The organism is Herbidospora cretacea (assembly GCF_001570605.1).
Lineage (GTDB): Bacteria > Actinomycetota > Actinomycetes > Streptosporangiales > Streptosporangiaceae > Herbidospora > Herbidospora cretacea.
Map to the genome: position 1 here is coordinate 328501 of NZ_BBXG01000008.1, position 17206 is coordinate 345706.

Annotated in this window: 16 protein-coding genes; 4 read left to right on the forward strand and 12 right to left on the reverse strand. The window is 71.1% G+C overall.

Annotated features, from left to right (window positions below):
* Window positions 1–2: 2 nt before the first annotated feature.
* The 6 genes from AW270_RS18380 to AW270_RS18405 form a co-directional block, all read right to left on the reverse strand.
* Complete coding sequence (locus AW270_RS18380; RefSeq protein WP_061295767.1) at window positions 3–899, reverse strand: ABC transporter permease; 897 nt, start codon at window positions 897–899, stop codon at window positions 3–5.
* The gene (locus AW270_RS18385) at window positions 896–1900 is read right to left on the reverse strand and encodes an ABC transporter permease (RefSeq protein ID WP_061295770.1); all 1005 of its coding nucleotides are present in this window, start codon (window positions 1898–1900) and stop codon (window positions 896–898) included. The genes AW270_RS18380 and AW270_RS18385 overlap by 4 nt, the downstream gene beginning before the upstream one ends.
* Entirely contained in the window at window positions 1897–3684 is a 1788-nt protein-coding gene (locus tag AW270_RS18390; protein WP_061295773.1) for an ABC transporter substrate-binding protein, read from the reverse strand. The genes AW270_RS18385 and AW270_RS18390 overlap by 4 nt, the downstream gene beginning before the upstream one ends.
* Window positions 3685–3793: 109 nt before the next feature.
* Window positions 3794–4684: a MurR/RpiR family transcriptional regulator gene (locus AW270_RS18395; protein ID WP_061295775.1), complete on the reverse strand. Its 891-nt coding sequence runs from the start codon at window positions 4682–4684 to the stop codon at window positions 3794–3796.
* Window positions 4681–6156, reverse strand: coding sequence for a glycoside hydrolase family 3 N-terminal domain-containing protein (locus AW270_RS18400; RefSeq protein WP_061295779.1), 1476 nt, complete (start codon window positions 6154–6156; stop codon window positions 4681–4683). Before AW270_RS18400 ends, AW270_RS18395 begins: the two co-directional genes overlap by 4 nt.
* Window positions 6146–7063, reverse strand: a complete 918-nt coding sequence (locus AW270_RS18405; protein WP_245674755.1) for an N-acetylglucosamine kinase — start codon at window positions 7061–7063, stop codon at window positions 6146–6148. The genes AW270_RS18400 and AW270_RS18405 overlap by 11 nt, the downstream gene beginning before the upstream one ends.
* A gap of 128 nt (window positions 7064–7191) precedes the next feature.
* Here AW270_RS18405 and AW270_RS18410 point away from each other — a divergent pair, with 128 nt between their 5' ends.
* From AW270_RS18410 to AW270_RS18420, 3 genes are read left to right on the forward strand one after another with little or no spacing between them, the layout of a single operon-like run.
* Window positions 7192–8160 (forward strand): iron-containing redox enzyme family protein, encoded by a 969-nt coding sequence (locus tag AW270_RS18410; protein ID WP_061295787.1) that lies wholly within the window; start codon window positions 7192–7194, stop codon window positions 8158–8160.
* A complete protein-coding gene (locus AW270_RS18415; protein WP_061295791.1) occupies window positions 8150–8347 on the forward strand; it encodes a CDGSH iron-sulfur domain-containing protein in 198 nt (65 codons plus the stop codon). Before AW270_RS18410 ends, AW270_RS18415 begins: the two co-directional genes overlap by 11 nt.
* Window positions 8344–9117: an SDR family NAD(P)-dependent oxidoreductase gene (locus AW270_RS18420; protein ID WP_061295796.1), complete on the forward strand. Its 774-nt coding sequence runs from the start codon at window positions 8344–8346 to the stop codon at window positions 9115–9117. The genes AW270_RS18415 and AW270_RS18420 overlap by 4 nt, the downstream gene beginning before the upstream one ends.
* On the opposite strand, the gene AW270_RS18425 is transcribed toward AW270_RS18420, so the two are convergent.
* From AW270_RS18425 to AW270_RS18440, 4 genes are read right to left on the reverse strand one after another with little or no spacing between them, the layout of a single operon-like run.
* Window positions 9114–9875: a zinc ribbon domain-containing protein gene (locus AW270_RS18425; protein ID WP_157522181.1), complete on the reverse strand. Its 762-nt coding sequence runs from the start codon at window positions 9873–9875 to the stop codon at window positions 9114–9116. The two genes, AW270_RS18420 and AW270_RS18425, sit on opposite strands and share 4 nt — an antisense overlap.
* 11 nt (window positions 9876–9886) lie before the next feature.
* Window positions 9887–10690, reverse strand: a complete 804-nt coding sequence (locus AW270_RS18430; RefSeq protein WP_061295803.1) for a hypothetical protein — start codon at window positions 10688–10690, stop codon at window positions 9887–9889.
* On the reverse strand, window positions 10687–12864 hold the full coding sequence (locus tag AW270_RS18435) for a hypothetical protein (protein ID WP_061295807.1): 2178 nt from the start codon (window positions 12862–12864) through the stop codon (window positions 10687–10689). Before AW270_RS18435 ends, AW270_RS18430 begins: the two co-directional genes overlap by 4 nt.
* Window positions 12861–13847, reverse strand: coding sequence for an AfsR/SARP family transcriptional regulator (locus AW270_RS18440; RefSeq protein ID WP_061295809.1), 987 nt, complete (start codon window positions 13845–13847; stop codon window positions 12861–12863). The genes AW270_RS18435 and AW270_RS18440 overlap by 4 nt, the downstream gene beginning before the upstream one ends.
* A gap of 265 nt (window positions 13848–14112) precedes the next feature.
* Here AW270_RS18440 and AW270_RS18445 point away from each other — a divergent pair, with 265 nt between their 5' ends.
* Entirely contained in the window at window positions 14113–14370 is a 258-nt protein-coding gene (locus tag AW270_RS18445) for a DUF397 domain-containing protein (RefSeq protein ID WP_063819245.1), read from the forward strand.
* Between the two features lie 89 nt (window positions 14371–14459).
* Here the strand turns inward: AW270_RS18445 and AW270_RS18450 are convergent, their stop codons facing one another.
* Window positions 14460–15383, reverse strand: a complete 924-nt coding sequence (locus tag AW270_RS18450) for a helix-turn-helix domain-containing protein (protein WP_061295812.1) — start codon at window positions 15381–15383, stop codon at window positions 14460–14462.
* 118 nt (window positions 15384–15501) lie between these two features.
* On the reverse strand, window positions 15502–17196 hold the full coding sequence (locus AW270_RS18455) for a VanW family protein (RefSeq protein WP_061295816.1): 1695 nt from the start codon (window positions 17194–17196) through the stop codon (window positions 15502–15504).
* Between the last annotated feature and the right edge of the window lie 10 nt (window positions 17197–17206).

Consider the following 17206-nt stretch of genomic DNA (forward strand, 5'->3'; position numbering starts at 1 on the left):
GCCTACTCCTCACGCAGCCGTGGGTTGAAGATCTCGTCCATCGCGTCGACGACCAGCACGATGCCGAGCGTCAGCAGCAGGATCGCCAGCAGCGGCGCCAGCAGGTAGGGCAGCGCGGCCGTGCTCGACAGCGCGCCGCCGCCGAAGACCGACAGGTTGAGCATCACGCCCCAGTTGTTGGCGTCGAACGGCAGCACGCCCAGGAAGAACAGGCCGACCTGCGCGTAGATCGCGCCGGTGACGGCGATGAGCATGTTCATCGCGATGTACGGCGCCATCGACGGCAGCAGCTCGCGCCCGATGATGTGGCGGGTCGACAGCCCCAGGCCCTTGGCCGCCTCGATGAAGCCGCGTTCCCGCAGCGAGAGCGACTGCGACCGGACGGCCCGGGCGATGCCGCCCCAGCCGAGCAGGCCGAGCACGACGCCCATCTCCACCGGGCTGGTGAACTTCCACACCGTGGACAGCACCAGCAGCAGCGGCAGCCCGGGGATGGTGAGCTGGAGGTCGGTCAGCCGCATGAGCACGGTGTCCCAGCGCCCCCGGTGAAACCCGGCCAGCAGGCCGATCGCGGTGCCCAGCGCGACCGTGATCACGGCCGTGGTCAGGCCCGCGAGCAGCACGTAGCGGGTTCCGGTGACGACCAGGGCGAGCACGTCGGTGCCCTCGAAGTCGGTGCCGAACGGGTGGGCCCAGCTCGGCGAGGCGTACAGGGCGTTGTCGTCGCGCGGCAGTGGGTCGGGGTAGAGCAGCGGGCCGAAGATCCCCATGAACACGAACAGCACGACGATCCCGACGCCGACCATGCGGCTCGGCTTGCGCCGCATGACCCGCCCGACCCCGCGCCAGAAGTTGCGGCGCAGCGTCACCGTTGCCGGCATTCCCTCGACGACGGTCATGCCGCCTCTCCCTTCCTGACCCGGGGGTCGATGACGGCGTACAGGAGGTCGGCCGCGATGTTGGCGACCACGATGGCGACGGTGAGGACCAGGAAGGTGCCGCCCATCAGCGCGTAGTCGCGGGCGCCGATGCTGTTGACGAGCAACAGGCCCAGACCCGGGTAGTTGAAGATCGACTCGATGAAGATCGCGCCGCCGAAGAGCATGCCCAGCGACAGGGCCAGGATCGTGAACAGCGGCAGGATCGCGTTGCGGGCGATGTAGCGGAACAGGATGCCCCGGCTCATGCCGCGCAGTTCGGCGGCCATGATGAAGTCGTCGCCCAGCACGGTCGCCACGCTCGACTTCATCGCCAGGATCCAGCCGCCGTAGCTGGCCAGCGCGTAGGTCAGCACCGGCAGTGTGGCGTGCTGGATGAGCGAGGCGATGTAGGGACCGTTGAAGCCCGGGGTGAACATGATGTCGACCGGGCCGCCCGAGGGCAGGATCGGCCAGAGCGTGGAGAAGACGGCCACGACCAGCAGCGCGATGACGTACTGCGGGACGCCGTGGAGCAGCGAGCCCGAGATCGACAGGGCGTCGCCGAGCTTGCCCGACCGCTTGATCGCGGCGTAGACGCCCAGGGTCACGCCGAGCAGGAAGCTCAGCAGCGTGCCGCCGAGGACCGGCAGGACGGTCCACTTGGCGGCCGAGGCGATGATGGTCGCGACGCCGGTGCCGGGCGTGCTGAGCGACTGGCCCAGGTTGCCGTGGATCAGGCCGTTCAGGTAGTCGACGTACTGGCTCCACAGGCTGCCCTTCGGCAGGAAGCCGTAGAGGGCGGCGGTGGAACGTTCCGCCGCGTCGGGTGACATGCCCTGCTCGATGAGCTTCTCGTACTGGCCCCTGACGGGGTCACCCGGGATGTTGCGGATGATCAGGAAGCTGAGCGTCATGACCACCCAGATCATCGCCAGGCCCCGGGCCAGGTGGCCCGAGAGCCGCCGGACGACGCTTCTCATCGGGCCCCCGTTTCCTTGATCAGGCCGAGCTGCATCCAGACCCCGGCCGACAGGCGCAGCACGTCGCTGTCGTTGGGCGGCCAGCCGGTGAAGCGCGAGTTGTTGACGAACTGGGTGTTGACGTAGTCGTAGAGCTGGATCACCGGCAGGTTCTGGTTGGTGACCTCGGCCAGCGTCCCGACGATCTGCTTCTGCCGCGCCGGGTCGGCGGCGTTGAGCTGGTTGGTGAGCGTGCCCGGGTCGATCCCGTTCAGGGTCTGGGGTCCGCCCATCCAGTTGCCCTGGGTGCCCGGGGGCACGTGGGTCAGGTTCCCGGCGAGCAGCTGCCAGCCGTTGGCCGAGCCGTAGATGCGCTGGTAGATGTTGTACGGCGCGGGGCCGAGGGCCATCAGCCACAGCCCGACGTCATACTTCCCGGCCGCCAGCTCGTCGAGGTAGAGCGTGTAGTCGGCCGAGGTCAGGACCGAGGCCTGGATGCCGTGGTCGTTGAGCTGGCTGGTGATCGCCTTGGCCGCGGCGACCCAGTCGGAGAACGACGCGGGCACATGGAGCTCCACCACCCACGGCGAGCCGTCGGGCATCGTCCACGTGCCGTTGACCAGCTTCATCCCGGCGGCCTTGAGCTCCTGCGCCGCCTTGGCCGGGTCGTGGTGGTACTGGTCGAGGCTGTTGATCCCGTCGCCGAGCCACGACTTGGCCGACTCGGCGTGGATGCCCGTCGTGGTCTGGGACGGGGTCCCGCCCTCGGGCGAGGCGACCTTGGTGACCTGCGAGCGGTCGATCAGGTAGGCCAGCGCCTTGCGGACGTGCACGTTGTCGTAGGGCGCCTTCGTCTGGTTGAACGCCATCGACACGGCGACCGGGGAGAACCCCTTGACGACCTCGTTGCCGTCGGTCTGCCGGATCCGGTTCAGCACCCCGGACGGGACCGCCGTGAAGGGCGCGCTGTCGAGCCGCCCGGCGATCAGGTAGTTCCAGATCTGCTGGTTGCCCGTGTAGTTGAGCACCTTCACCCGGGTGGGGGCGATCTTGTCGCTGGCCCAGAAGTGCTTGTTCTTCACCAGCAGGGCCTCGCCCGGGTTGACCCGCTCCAGCACGAAGGGGCCGGCCGAGACGTCCTTGGCCGGGGCGAAGGAGATGACCTTCTGGGCCAGCCCGGTGATCGTGGCCTTGGCCTTCTCGGCGGCCGGCCCGTTGCCCCTGGCCAGCTTGAGCTGGGTCCAGAAGTCGGCGGGCAGCAGCGAGCCGAACACGTGGGCCGGCACGACGATCGTGGACAGCACGTTCCGCAGGAAGGTGTTGCTCTTGTTGGCGCCCTGGGTGACCTTGACCGTGTGGGCGTCGACGACGACCACGTCGGCCGCCGCTCCGGCCGCCTTCGGGTCGACGGCGTAGGCCGTGCCGCCCTGGGTGTAGGCCAGGCCGATCGAGGTCTTCACGTCCTGGCTGGTCACGGGCTTGCCGTCGGACCACTTCGCGTTCGGCTGGAGGTGGATCACGACCTCGCTCTGGTCGGGCGTGGTCGTCCAGCTCTGGGCGATCCCCGGGTAGAACAGGTTGGGGTCGACCGGGTCGTTCTTGGGCCAGGCCAGCGACATGGCGTCGTAGCCGAGGAAGGTGTTGCCCTGCGGGTTGAACGGGTTGATCGGCGCGGTGGCGTCGATCTGCTTGGCTCCGTCGATCGTGGTGTAGACGCCCGCTTCGGACCCCCCCACGCCGCTGCACGCGGTGCCCGTGGCGGTCGCGATCACCGCCACGGCTGCGATCGCCGCGAGTCGTCTCATGAACTTCTCCTGGTTGCCGGTTTCCCTGGACGATACGGGCGGGTCCCGGAGAGGTCAATTTTTTTCACCCGTGGCGACGGATGTGGAGTTAATTTTTACCAAGCGGCATCTAGCTGCGAAGACGACGTGAACCGTAGGTGTCCAAGGCGTCCTTGGTGACCCGGAGGGCGGCGTCGGAGGCGATGAACGTGCGCTGCGCGACGGCGACGAAGATGCAGTCGACGATGAGGAGCTGGCTGATCCGGCTGGCGAGCGCGCCGGGCCGGAACTCGGTCTCCCGGCCCGCCGAGACGAGCACGTGGTGGCCCAGCCCGGCGAGGGTCGAACGGGGATTGTTGGTGATCGCCACGACGACCGCGCCGGCCGCGCGGGCGGTCCTGACGGGCTCGACCACGTCGGCCGTCTCGCCGGTGCAGCTCACCGCCACCCAGACGTCGTCGGACGTGGCCAGCGCCGCCGCCGTCAGGGCGAGGTGGACGTCGGTGAACGGGTGCCCGGCCAGGCCGATGCGCATCAGCTTCTGCGCCATGTCGGCCGCGACCAGCCCGGAGGCCCCTACGCCGAGCATGCTGACCCTGCGGGCGGTGGTCAGGACGTCCACGACCCTGCCGAGCTGCTCGGGGGTGAGCTGGGCGGCGGTGTCGGCGATGGCGTCCGACTCGGCGCGGGTGACCTTGGCGATCACGTCGGCGAGGGGGTCGGAGGGGGCCAGGCCGCCCGGGACCAGCCGGTCGGCCCCCTGCTGCGACTGGGTCTGCGCCGAGACCGCCGCGAGCGCCAGCCGCAGCTCGGAGTAGCCCGAGAAGCCCAGCGCGCGGGCGGTCCGCACGATGGTGGCCTGGCTGGCCCCGGAGGTGGCGCTGAGCTCGGTGATCGTGCTCCGGGCGACCATCGCGGGATCGTCGAGGATCAGCCGCGCGATCGACCGGACCGAGGGGGTGAGCGAGGGCAGCACGGCCCGCACGCTCGCCACCAGGTTCGCGGCCGTCGGTCCGCTCATGGGGGGCTCTCTTTCTCCGGTACGGGGGGTCGGTGGGCCAGCCGGCGCGCGGCGGCCCGGGCGGAGGCGAGGGAGTTGCCGTGCGTGGCGACGTATCCGGCCCCGGAGGGCGGCCCGGGGAGGCCGGTCTCCACCACGATGGCGTCGGGCCGGGCCGCCAGCGCGCGGTGGAGGACCTCCCTGATCCAGGCGTGCCGGGGCGCGTCCTGGACGACGACCACGAGGGGCCGGTCGTCCCCCAGGTCGGGCAGGGGGTCGCCGACGGTGACGGTGATCGCCCGGGTGCCGGGGAGGAGTTCGGCCAGCGCGCGGGCGACGCCGGGCGGGGTGCCGCTGTCGGCGGCCTGGTGGGGGCGGGCGACGATCTCCACGACCAGCGGGGCCTCGTCGAGCCGGGGTTCGCCGACCACGTGGAGCGCCGCGGCGGCGGCCGTCAGCCCGAGGTCGTCGTCGGGTTCGGCGGCGGCCGCCCGCCTGGCGGGGGCCTGCGCGGCGTGCCAGCCGACGAGGTCCTGAACGCGCCCGGCGGCCTCGGCCAGGCGCTCCTCGGGGAGCCGCCCGTCGCGGACGGCGGCCACGATGGCGTCGCGGAGGGCGTACACCGAAGATCCGTCGGGAGAGGAGATGCCCGCGCAGACCGCGTCGGCCCCGACGGACAGGGCGCGGACGGCGATCTCCTCGGGCTCCCAGTGGGCCGCGACGGCGCGCATCTCGATGGCGTCGGTGACGATCAGGCCCTGGAACCCCAGGATCCCCCGGAGCAGGCCGGTCGTGACGGTGCGGCTCAGCGTCGCGGGCACGTCGTCGAGCGCGGGCACGAGCAGATGGCCGACCATGACCGCCCGCACCCCGGCGTCGACGGCGGCCCGGAAGGGGCGCAGGTCCCGCTCGGTGAGGACCTCGGGCGACGCGTGGACGGTCGGGAGCTCCACGTGGGAGTCGGCCACGGTGTCGCCGTGGCCGGGGAAGTGCTTGGCGCAGGCCGCCACCCCGGCGCCCTGGAGCCCGTCGACCCAGGCCGCGGTGTGCCGGGCGACCAGTTCCGGGTCGGCGCCGAACGAGCGCACGCCGATGACGGGGTTGTCCGGGTTGGCGTTGACGTCGGCGACCGGGGCGTAGTCGAGGCTGATCCCGGTCGTGCCGAGCAGCCTGCCGATGCGCCGGGCCACGTGTTCGGTGACGGCGGTGTCGTCGGCGACACCGAGGGCGTGGTTGCCCGGCCACGAGCTGCCGGTCCGGGCCTCCAGCCGGGTGACCGAACCGCCCTCCTCGTCGACCGCCACGACGACGTCGGGGCTCTCGGCCCGGATCGCGGCCACCAGATCGGCCGCCCCACGCTGGTCGGGCAGGTTCCGGGCGAACAGCACGACCCCGCCGAGCCCGTCACCGAGGGCCCGGCGCAGCCAGTCGGGCGGCTCGGTGCCGTCGAACCCCGGCTGGAGCACGCTCATCGCCATCCGCTCAAGCCGCATGCGCGTCCCCGATCAACCGGCGGTGGGCGTCGGCCGACGGGAAGGCGACCCGCAGCCCGAGCGCGGCGGCCCCGGCCGCGCCGTCCCTGGCCGGGATGGCGTCGCCGAACTCCTGGCGGACCAGGCGGGACAGCTCGGTGGGCCGGGTGAGGAGCGACCCCGCGAGGACCAGCGGGCCGGTGAACGGCCCGAGCGCGCGGGCCGACCTGGTCAGGCGGCGGGCGGCGTCGATGACGATGGTGAGGGCCGCCTCGTCGCCGTCCCGGGCGGCCTGGTCGGTGACGGGGGCGAACCGGCCGAGCGAGGCCGGGCCCTGGTCGGCGACCATGGCGTAGACCCGGGAGACGATCTCGGTCGCGGTGGCGCCCAGGTCGAGGCGGTCGACCAGGTCGGTGCGGACGCCCCGGCCGTCGACGGCCTGGAGGGCCGCCGTCACGGCCTGCCTGCCGATCCAGACGCCGGAGCCCTCGTCGCCGACGAGCCAGCCGTGGCCGTCGACGACCTTCGCGACGTCCCAGCCGGTGATGCGGGCCGCGACCGCGCCCGTCCCGGCGAGCAGGACCGCGCCGTCGGGCTCGGCGGTCGCCCCCGCGAAGGCCACGAGCACGTCGGCCACGACATAGGGGCGGCCGGGCAGCCCGGCCGAGCGCCAGGCCTCCGCCACGATCTTCCCGGCCCGTCCGGCCCCCGATCCGGCCAGGCCGAACACGCCGCCGACGACCCGTGAGGGGTCGAGCCCGCGCATGGCGTCGCGGAGCGCGGCGAGCAGGTTGCCGGCCGGGTCGGCGGCGGAGACCACGTTCGCGCCCTCCGCCAGGCCGCGTCCGGCGACCTCTCCGTGCTCGCTGACGACGACGCACCGGGTGCTGGTGCCCCCGCCGTCGACTCCGATGATCAAGGCTGTCACAGCTCATCCCCCTGGAAATACCTTCCAAGAAGGTACAAGAGGATGAAGATTTCCTACAACGACCGCGCTGTTAGCCTCGTCACTTCGGTGACCGTGGTTATCGGCGACAGGTCGGGTATGGGGAGAAAATGGGACACATACCCCAGCCGCGAGGCCCGATCTCCGAGGGGATCATCTCGGCGCTGACCAGTGGTGACACGCGCGCCACGCTTCCGTCCGCCGGCACCCCCGACCCGTTCGGGGACGATCTCCACCTGTCCCTGTACGTCTGCTACGAACTCCACTACCAGGGCTTCGACGCCGTGGACCCCGAGTGGGAGTGGGACCCGGCCCTGCTGGGCCTGCGCCGCGACCTGGAACGCGTCTACCTGGCGGCCCTGCGCGACGGCGTCGCCGGCGGCGCGGACGTCGACCCGGTCGTCGAGGAACTGATGATCGACGCCCCGGGCGGGGTCTCCCACTTCCTGGAGGACAAGGGCGAGCTCTGGCACCTGCGGGAGTACGTCGTCCACCGCTCGATCTACCACCACAAGGAGGCCGACCCGCACGCCTGGGTCATCCCCCGGCTGACCGGCCAGGCCAAGGCCTCCATGGTCGCCGTCGAGTACGACGAGTACGGCGGCGGCCGGGCCGACCACATGCACTCGACGCTGTTCCGCGGCCTGATGCGGGCGCTCGACCTCGACGACTCCTACCTGGCCTACCTCGACGAGGCCCCGGCCCCGATGCTCGGGGTGGTCAACATGATGTCGATGTTCGGCCTCCACCGGTCGCTGCGCGGCGCTCTGGTGGGCCACTTCGCCGCGGCCGAGATCACGACCTCGCCCGGCGCCGCCCGGATGACGCGGGCCCTCAAGCGCCTGGGGGTGGCGGAGACGGTGTTCTTCACCGAGCATGTGGAGGCCGACGCCGTGCACGAGCAGGTTCTCCGCCGCGACGTCATCGGCGACCTGCTCCGGCGGGAACCGGAGCTGACCGGGGACGTGGTCTTCGGCCTCCAGGCCACCGACCTGGTCGAGGGCCGCTTCGGCGCCCACCTGCTGGGCGCGTGGGACGCCGGGCGGACCTCGCTGCTGGAGGCCCCGCATGCCGGATGAGCGGCGCGTGACGATGGTGACCGGCGGGCCGATCCTGGTGGAGGGCCCGGTGGAGATCACCCTCGACGACGGCCGGGTGGTCCGGTCGGACCGCTTCGTGGTCGCCCTGTGCGCCTGCCGCCGCAGCAAGACCTTTCCGTTCTGCGACACCAGTCACCGCCCGAAACACCGACGTGGAGAGTCATGAACATCGATCTCACCGGGAAGACCGCGCTCGTCACCGGATCGACGCAGGGCATCGGCCTGGCCATCGCCACCGGCCTGGCCCGCGCCGGGGCCCGCGTCGGCGTGAACGGCCGCAGCGCGGAGCGGGTGGAGAAGGCGGCGGCCGAGGTCGGCGGTGACGTCGTGCCGGTCGTCGCCGACGTGGTGGCGGGCGCCGACGAGGTGCTGAAGGCCCTGCCGGACGTCGACATCCTGATCAACAACTTCGGCGTCTTCGAGTCGCGGCCCGCGATGGAGATCACCGACGAGGAGTGGCGGCGCGTCTTCGACGCCAACGTCCTGTCGGCGATCCGGCTGACCCGCGCCTACCTGCCGGCGATGACCGCGCGCGGCTGGGGCCGGGTGCAGTACATCGCCAGCGACTCGGCGGTGGTGACGCCCTCCGAGATGATCCACTACGGCATGTCGAAGACGGCGCTGCTGGCCGTGTCGCGCGGCTTCGCCAAGGAGGCCGCCGGGACGGGCGTCACCGTCAACAGCGTCATCGCCGGGCCGACCCACACGGGCGGCGTGGAGGACTTCGTCTACGGCCTGGTCAGCCGCGACCTGCCGTGGGACGAGGCGCAGCGCGAGTTCATGCGCCTGCACCGGCCCCACTCGCTGATCCAGCGGCTGATCGAGCCGGAGGAGATCGCCAACATGGTGACCTACCTGGCCTCACCGCTCGCCTCGGCCACGACGGGCGGCGCGCTCCGGGTCGACGGTGGCTACGTGGACGCGATCCTGCCCTAGATGTCGTCGGCCGTCCGGGTCACCAGCCCGTGGTCGGCGGCGAGCGGGTTCCACAGCTCGATGAACCGCCCCTTGGCGACAGTGGCCGATCGCGAGTACGCCTCTCCCGGGGCCAGCCTCAGGCCGCCCGTGCAGTTCCGGTTCAGGTAGCCACGCGCGGCCTTGAGGTATTCGCGGTCGGCGTTGTAGGACGCCCGCAGAGCGTCGGTGAGCGTCTGCTTCAGCGCGGTCCCGTCAGGGACCAGGCTCACCTCGAGGGTCTCCACCTCCCTCAGCTGGCTTCGCCGGGCCTCGGTGACCTCGTCGATCACGGAGAGGCCACTGGATGCGCAGCGGTCCCGCACGGCGGAGATCGCGTCGCCGAGGTTCCGTCGCGCGGCCTGGCTGTGGGAGAGGAAGACGTCGACCGCCAGTGCCTGATCTCTCGCCGTCGGCCCGGCGACGGCCTGCTGCACGATCGGCGTCGGCGACTCGACCTGCTCGGCCGGTGATTCCGTGACAGGCACCGCCTGGGCGGCCGGGGTGACCTGGACCGGCGCCGCCGCGTTCCGCGGCGCGGTCCGCCCGGAGGCCCACCACGCCGTCCCCGCCAGCACCATGACCAGCATGACCACGAGGGCGGGCACGGCCGGGGCGACGCCGTGCCGCACCAGCGGGCGCACTTCCCCGGACAGCATGGCGTCACAGGCCGGGCAGCGGTCGGCGGGAGCCGGAACGCCACAGCGTCCGCACAACCACTCCTGGGTGACGATCGACATCGGTGACCCCCTCACGCCGACGCCGGCTCGTCGAAGATGGACCCGGCGACGGGATCGGGCACCGGCAGCCCCATCATCTCCAGCGTCTTGCGCATCACGGTCTCGCTCCGCACGGTGAACTCGTAGACGTCGGTGGTCTGCTGGGCGTCCATCACCTCCCTGATCACCCTCAACAGCCGCTCGGTCTCCTCTCGCCGGTTCTTGAGCAGGGCGGTGGTGGTCTGACCGGCCCCGGCGGTCCTCTCCGCCAGGTCGACGGCGTACGGGGTGAGCCAGTCGCCCAGGCCGTCGTGCAGGAAGTCGCGCCAGAGCCGTCGCAGTTCGTTCATCGTCTGCACGGTCTGACGCATCTCCGTGGCCTCGTCCTCCTTCTGGATGCGGGCCAGCCAGGCGGTCTGCCGGAGTTCGAGGATGGGCGGCGCCGGGGTCAGCCGGGTCACCGCCGTACAGTCGATCTGCACGCCGTCGTCGAACACCCGCAGGCCGCGCAGCCGCCGGTTCACCTCGGCCTCCGCCGCCTCGGCGTGGTGCGGCGGGTGCCCCCGGGTGATCCCCCGGACGGTGTCGTCGACGAACCAGCGCCAGCGCTCGCGATGGCGGCCGATCTCCTGCTCCAGCGCGGATTCCGTCCGCGGCCCGGTGGCCGCCCACTGGAGGCGGACCGCCGCCCCGAAGGGCAGGGTGTCGTGCTCGGCCGGGGTCTGGAAGGTGAACGGATCGTCGATGCGGTGGATGCTGACGGGGTCGACCACCTCTTCGGGTGACTGGAACCACGACCGGAACCGGCCGGTCGGGCGCGTCGATACGGACGTCATCGGAGGTCTCTTCCATCGAGGTAGGCGAGCAGGGTGAGGGTGGTCTGCCGGGAAATCGCGCGAGTCCCCCACCAGGTCATGTAGAAGCGCAGCGCGTGCCGGACCGGCGGGTCCTGGGCCAGGTCGGCGACGAGGCCGCCGACGACCCCGATCAGATGGGGGTTGTCGTCGGCGATCCCGACCCATTCGAGCAGCGCCGTCCAGGTGCGGCCGCGCAGCAGCGGCTCCGCGATGGCGTTGCGCCACAGGTGGACCACGAGTTCCGGGCGGTCCCCGTCGGCCAGCATCGTCAGCAGCAGGGGCAGTTCGTCGCCGGCTCCGGCTCGGGCGGGAGCCAGCCAGCGCAACGTCTCGGCCGCCACTCCCGCGAGCCGTTCGTCACCCGACCTCGCCCAGGAGGACAGTTCGGTCACCACCTGGACGTGCGCTCCGGCCACGAAGAGTTCGTGCAGAGACTGGACGACGGCCCGCGACAACGCCGGTGAGGCCGCGATGCGGCGCAGTCCCAGCAGGGCGTCGTCGATGAACGTCAGGCCGAGCGTGGTGCCGAAGGCCCGCACCGCGACCGAACGGCGGGCGAGTGATTCCGTCGCCCAGGAGAGCAACTGCCGCTTGACCCGCACGGCGAACCTCGGCTCGAACGCGGCCGACTCCAGCGCCCAGGCCGCCGACCAGTGCGACAGCACCCGGTTCGAGGCGATCCAGGGGCGCAGGAATCTCGCCTCGACTTCCGCGTAGTCGAAGGTGGCGAGTTTGCCGACGGCCTGCGCGCCGGCCATCCGCACGTCGAGGTCGGCGTTCTGGCACAGCCCTTCGAGCAGGACCATGAACGGCTCGCGCAGGAGCGGGTGGTCCTGCCAGGCCGCCTCCAGGATCTTGCCGCCGAGGTGGGCGTCGCGGAAGCGCACCCGCCGGTCCCACGGTCCCCAGCCGTCGTCGATCTCCGCCTGCGCGTATTTGAGCCAGTCGGGTGACATCTGGTCGAAGGCCGACCAGAGTTCGTCTCCGGTCAGCCGTTCCGGCGCGGGGACGGCGGTCATCTCCGCCAGCCGGACGGCGACCGTGTTGACCACGGTCAACGGCATGCGGTCGAGCACCGCCAGCGCGAGCAGGAAGCTCCGCTGGTAGACCAGGCGACGGTGGTGGTGCGCGGGTGACTCACCGGCCTGCGGGTCCGTGCCGCGGAGCAGCCCGGCGGCCCGTTCCCGCAGGCGCTGCGGCTGCTCGTCGAGGACGTCGTCCAGGATGTCCTCCGGCCGTGCGCCGGCGCGGATGCGGCTGAGGAAGGCATGCGCCAGCGCCGCGCCCTCACCCGGGCGCGCGTCGGGGCCGAGCTCCGCCCGGACGCGCGGGTTCGCGGCCAGCGTCCGCGCCGCCGCCGCGACCCGCGGGTCCTCGTGGCGCAGGCCGAAGACCAGACAGCGTTCGAAGACCTCGATCGCGGACGGGGCGACATGGGCGTGCACATACCTGGCCCGCTGCTCGGGAGTGAGCAGAGCCCGGTCGGACAGCACCACGACGATGGCGGTCTTCGTCTGCTGCGCCAGCCGCACCAGGTGGAGGAAGATCGCCTCGTTGCGGGTCCTGGTCCACTCCGCGCTGCCGGCGTCCACCAGGTAGGCCGTGCCGGCGGTCAGATCACCGGCCCGCAGGCGCCGCGGGTTGTCGCCCACGTGGAGCAGCGCCACGTTCGCCCCGCCGGACTGGCGCCGGGCGAAGCGGACCAGCCCGGCGAGCGCGACGGTCTTCCGGCCGGAGCCCGGTGGGCCCCAGGTGCCCAGCACCGCGCCGGGGACCAGCGTGTCGAGGGCCACGAGGGTCTCGCAGCTCGCCACGTGCTCGGGGGCCAGCCGATCGAGCTCGTCCTGGGACAGCAGGATGCTCTGCGGTCGTTCCTCGGGGCCGGCGCCGAAGATGTTGATGTTGTCGGCGGAGTAGGCCCGGGCGCCGTCGCCCGGCATCGTGAAGTTGGCGCCGATGTAGCCGCCCGCCTGGTGCAGGCGGCGCAGGTTCTCCTGGCGCTGTTCGCGTTCCCGGGCGCTGAACGCGCCGCTCTCGTCGAGACGGCCGTCATCCTCGTACTTGAGCTCCTCGTCCTTCTTGTCGTCCTTGTCGTCGTCCGTACGGGGGGCTCCGCCCGCTGGGTCGGGCCGGTCTCCGTCCTGGCCGCTCATGGCCCGTCTGCCGTCGGCTCGTGGATGTTGATCTCGTGTGCGTGGTTGACGGTGGCGTCGGGTCCGCTCATGGTGAAGTGCGTGCCGGTGACCTGGGCGTAGGGGCCGGTGATCAGGAAGTCGAGCTTCCCGATCGACGGGATGGGCTGCTCGGGCGGGGTGGGCTGCTGCTCGTCTGACACGGGGACTCCCTGAGGGGAACGGACGGCCACGGGGTGTGCCGCCTGGTGGGGAAGGTCAAGCACCGGGTTGGCGGACCGGATGTCCTGGAACAGGGTCTTGAGCCGCCGGTCGAGCCTGCCGCCGTACTCCCCGACGCGGTCGCGGGCGTGCTCCAGTTCGGTGAGCGCCTCTTCGGACCGGCCCTCACGGTGCAGGGCGAGCATGAGCAGGTAGACGACTCGCTGGTCGAGATCGACCCCGTGCGCCAGAGCCTGTAGCTCGGGCACGGCCTGCCGGTGCCGCCCGAGGTCGAGTTCGGCCTCAAGGCAGTCGAGCAGGGCGCTGCGGAACAACCCCTGGAGTCTTCTCCGGTGTTGGTCGATCTTCAGGCCACGCAGACCGGCGAGAGGCTCGCCACCGTGGATACCCCGGTAGCTGGAACCCCAGATCGCGATGGCCGCACGGGACAGCCGGACGAATTCGGCAAGATCGCGCGGACGCGCGTCACGCGCCTGTTCGAGGAGCCGCACGAAACTCTCCGCGTCGATCTCGATCGTGGCCACGTCACCGTTGAGCCGATAGTGACGCTTGGCCTTGGGCGGGATCAGGTTCTCCAGGCCGGGAGCGGCCTGGTTGACCGCCGCCCGCAGGTCGCCCACGTGTTCGTAGACGGCCGCCTCGGTGGCCTCGATCTCGCTGGTCTTGGAGATCCACTCGATCATCTGGCCGGTGGTCAGCACCTTCTCGATCGCAAGGGCGGAGACGACCATGCTCGTCTTGTCTGTGAGCTTGACGTCCCGGTCGTCGACCCGCAGAGACACCGGGCCTAAAAGTGATATGTCCACCAAAGTTAGACTTTCCATGGAATTTAGCCATTCGTCAGATGATTGGCAGATCAAACGATGCATTTATTGATATAGCGCATAACGTGCCGGAAATTCCAGGGGTTGGGGAGTGCTAGAGAAACGCCGGGAATGCACCCGGACATCTCCCAGGGAAAACCAAGATCACCACCCAGGAGCCATTGCCAGTCTGGAGATGTCGAGGGCGGACAGGCCGCCCCGGCCAGGCCGATGGAGGTCACAGATGAGCAAGGCGACGAGCGCGTCCGACCGGCGCAAGAGCAGCTTCAGCGGGTCCGTGGGCGAGTGCGTGGAGGTGGAGGTGGTCAGCGTCGTCAAGGTCCGGGACACCAAGGACCCGGGCGGCCCGGCGCTCTCGTTCACCCCCGGCGAGTGGCGGGCCTTCTGCGACGGCGTGCGCGAGGGTGAGTTCGAGATCCGCGAGGGCGGCTTCGCCCGCCCGGCGTGGGCCAGGATCCTCTGGAACCGCCGGACCCGCTGAATCCCGTGGGGGCCGCGCCCGCCCGAGCGCGGCCCCCACCCCCCACCCTGAGAAACGGCATCAAGTGTCGTGCATATCCACCTATATTGTTACTTTTCCGAATTACGGAGTTCGCGGCTCAGCTCGCCGAGGAATGCGCGCAGGTCGTCGCCGAATATCGCCGTCTCGGCGAGCAGAAACCACCGCGTGCGATAGCGGTCGACGTCCGCGTCGGCGATCGTCAGCCGCGCGTGGTCGGTCTCCACCTCCACGAAGGTGTCCGGGTCGTCCGGGCCGTCGTCGTCGCCCCCATAGATGACGAATCCGTGCAGCGGCACCAACCGGGCGGTGACGTTCTGCGGGATCACCCCGATCCTGACCGTCTCCAGCGTGCTCACCGAGGCGATCCGGTCGAGCTGGGCGGGGAGCGGGTTGCCCGGCCCCGGCCGCAGGCGCAGCGCGCTCTCCGTGATCAGGAACTCGAAGCGTCGATCCTCGTCGTAGAGCGCCTCCTGGCGCCGCATGCGGGCGGCCGTCGCCGCCGCGAGGTCCCCCTTCTCGTAGGGCTGTTCGTACAGGCCGAACACCGCTCGCGCGTAGGCCGCCGTCTGGAGCAGGCCCGGCACCACCATGCACTGGAAGTTGCGCACCAGCGCGACGTCGGACTCCCGCCGCCGGATGTCCTCCTGGAGGTGCCCCTTGCCGCGGGTCGCCCCACGCCAGGTGTGCACTTCGTACACCACCGCCTGGGTCAGGTCGGCCAGCCGTTCGTAGGTCTCCGGTGGAGCCTGCACGGCCTCCACCCAGCGCCGCACCTCGGGCAGGGAGGGGGTCGTGGCCCCCGACTCGATCCGGGAGACCTTCGACTGGCTGACCTGGATGAGGTCGGCCAGCTGACGGCCGGACAGCCCCGCCAGGTCACGCAAACCGCGGAGCTCGGCGGCGAGGCGGTGTCGCCGGGTTCGGGACTCGCTCCCGTCTTCCTCAGCCCCATCGGCGGCCCCACCGTCTTCCCAGCGATCCCGATGATTCATTTTCCCCCAGATCTATGCGGAGTCAATCAGAGGACCACGACAGCGTCAACACCTGCGAAGAGTCCTATCGTGCACGGTAGCGATTCAGAATGAGTCGATCCCAGTCGGGTCCTCGGCGCTACTCGCAGGTCAGGACCGGCTCGGGAGCGTAGCGCGTGTGGAACTTCTCGCGCCGCGTCTCCTTCCCGTCCTTCTTGAACACCCGCGTCACGTCGATCGAGAAGCCCTGCGCGCCCGCCATCGGGATGCAGTCGGGCCCCGAGTCGGTGATCGGCTCGGCGGTCCGCACGTCGTACGGCCCGGAGCTCTCCGCCTCGATGTCCCAGCGCTTGGTGCTCCAGAACGTCACGGTGACGGAGGTCGAGGTGTACGACGTCGTGACCAGCACCCCGTACTTGGAGTCGTTCTTCCACCGGAAGTCCGGCTGCGGGTAGGACACCGTCGACTCGCGCCCGGCCGGGTAGCGGGAGATGTAGTAGATGTGCGCCATGTGCTGGACATCCTCGAAGCCGCCGAAGAATACGGCGTTGAACATGGTCGTCACGAACTGCGAGATGCCGCCGCCCACGTCGTTGACGAACCGGCCGCCCGAGATCATCGGCGCGGAGACGAACCCGCGCGCGGTGTCGCGCCTGCCCACGGTGCCGTTCAGGGAGAACGTCTCCCCCGGCATCACCAGGTGGTTGTCGAGGATGTCGGCGATGGTGTGGATGTTGGTGACGCGCGGCGCGCAGCAGGGGTGCTGCGTGGTGAACGTCGACACCTTCTCGACGATCCCCAGCTTCTCCGCCTTCTCCGTCGTCAGCTCGGGCTCGCTCGTGGTGAAGGACACCTCGACGGTACGGCTCCCGCCCCCGGTCACGGCCTCCTCGACCGACGTCTTCAGCGCGGCCGCGTCGACCCCTTGGCCGGTCTGCGACGGCACGACCACCGGCTTGCCCTTGACGATCTTGAAGGACGCGTCCTTGGGCGCCTTGGCCGCGTCGACCAGCCGGTCTTCGACTCCCCGTAGGGCCTTGCGCGCGTTGAACCGGGCCTTCAGCTCGCCCTGCTCGTCGGGGAGGAAGCGCAGGTTGGCGGCCACGACCCCGGCCGGCAGCTCGGCCGAGCGGCCGCCGTTGGTGAGCGTGATCGGCCCGACCGCCCCGGCTGCGGTGGACTGCGCGAAGCGGCGCATCTCCTCGGCCGTGGCGCGCGGTTCGACGACGGCGATCCGGAAGGTGACGGCCTGCGCGCCGTCGAGGTAGGCCTGCCGGAGCCCGGTGGCGGCGGCGGCCCGGTCGACGGCCCGCCCGTCGGCGGGGGCGACGACCCTCGGGGTGGTCCCCCGGTAGAGAATGCCGCCCTGCTTGGCCGGGCGGTCGACGCCCTCGGCGATCCCGGCGACGGAGGCCTTCAGCCGGTCCTCGTCGACCGTCAGCCTGAGGGGGATGTCGCGCCGCGCGAACAGGGACCGCAGCGAGGTGACGACGCCGCCGTGGGCGTCGGCCACGGTGCCGGGGATGTCGAAGGCGAGCCCGGCGTCCCCGGGGGTGACCGGGGTGGTCTTCTCCCCGGCGGTGACGGCGATCGGCCGGGCGGCCCTGGCGGCGAGTTCGGAGGTCAGCCTGGCGTGCGCGTGGGCCGGGGCCAGGCCGCCGATGTGGATGCCGGCGACGTAGGTGTTGCGGGGTAACTCGCCCGCCATGGCCACGGCCGGGCCGGCCACCGCGGCGACCAGGCCGAGCACGACCACACCCGCGATGAGCAGGGGCGTTCTGGAGCGCCGCCGCGGAGCGAGAGGTGGGTGGGTCTCACTCTTCACGTACGTCACAGCCGCCTCC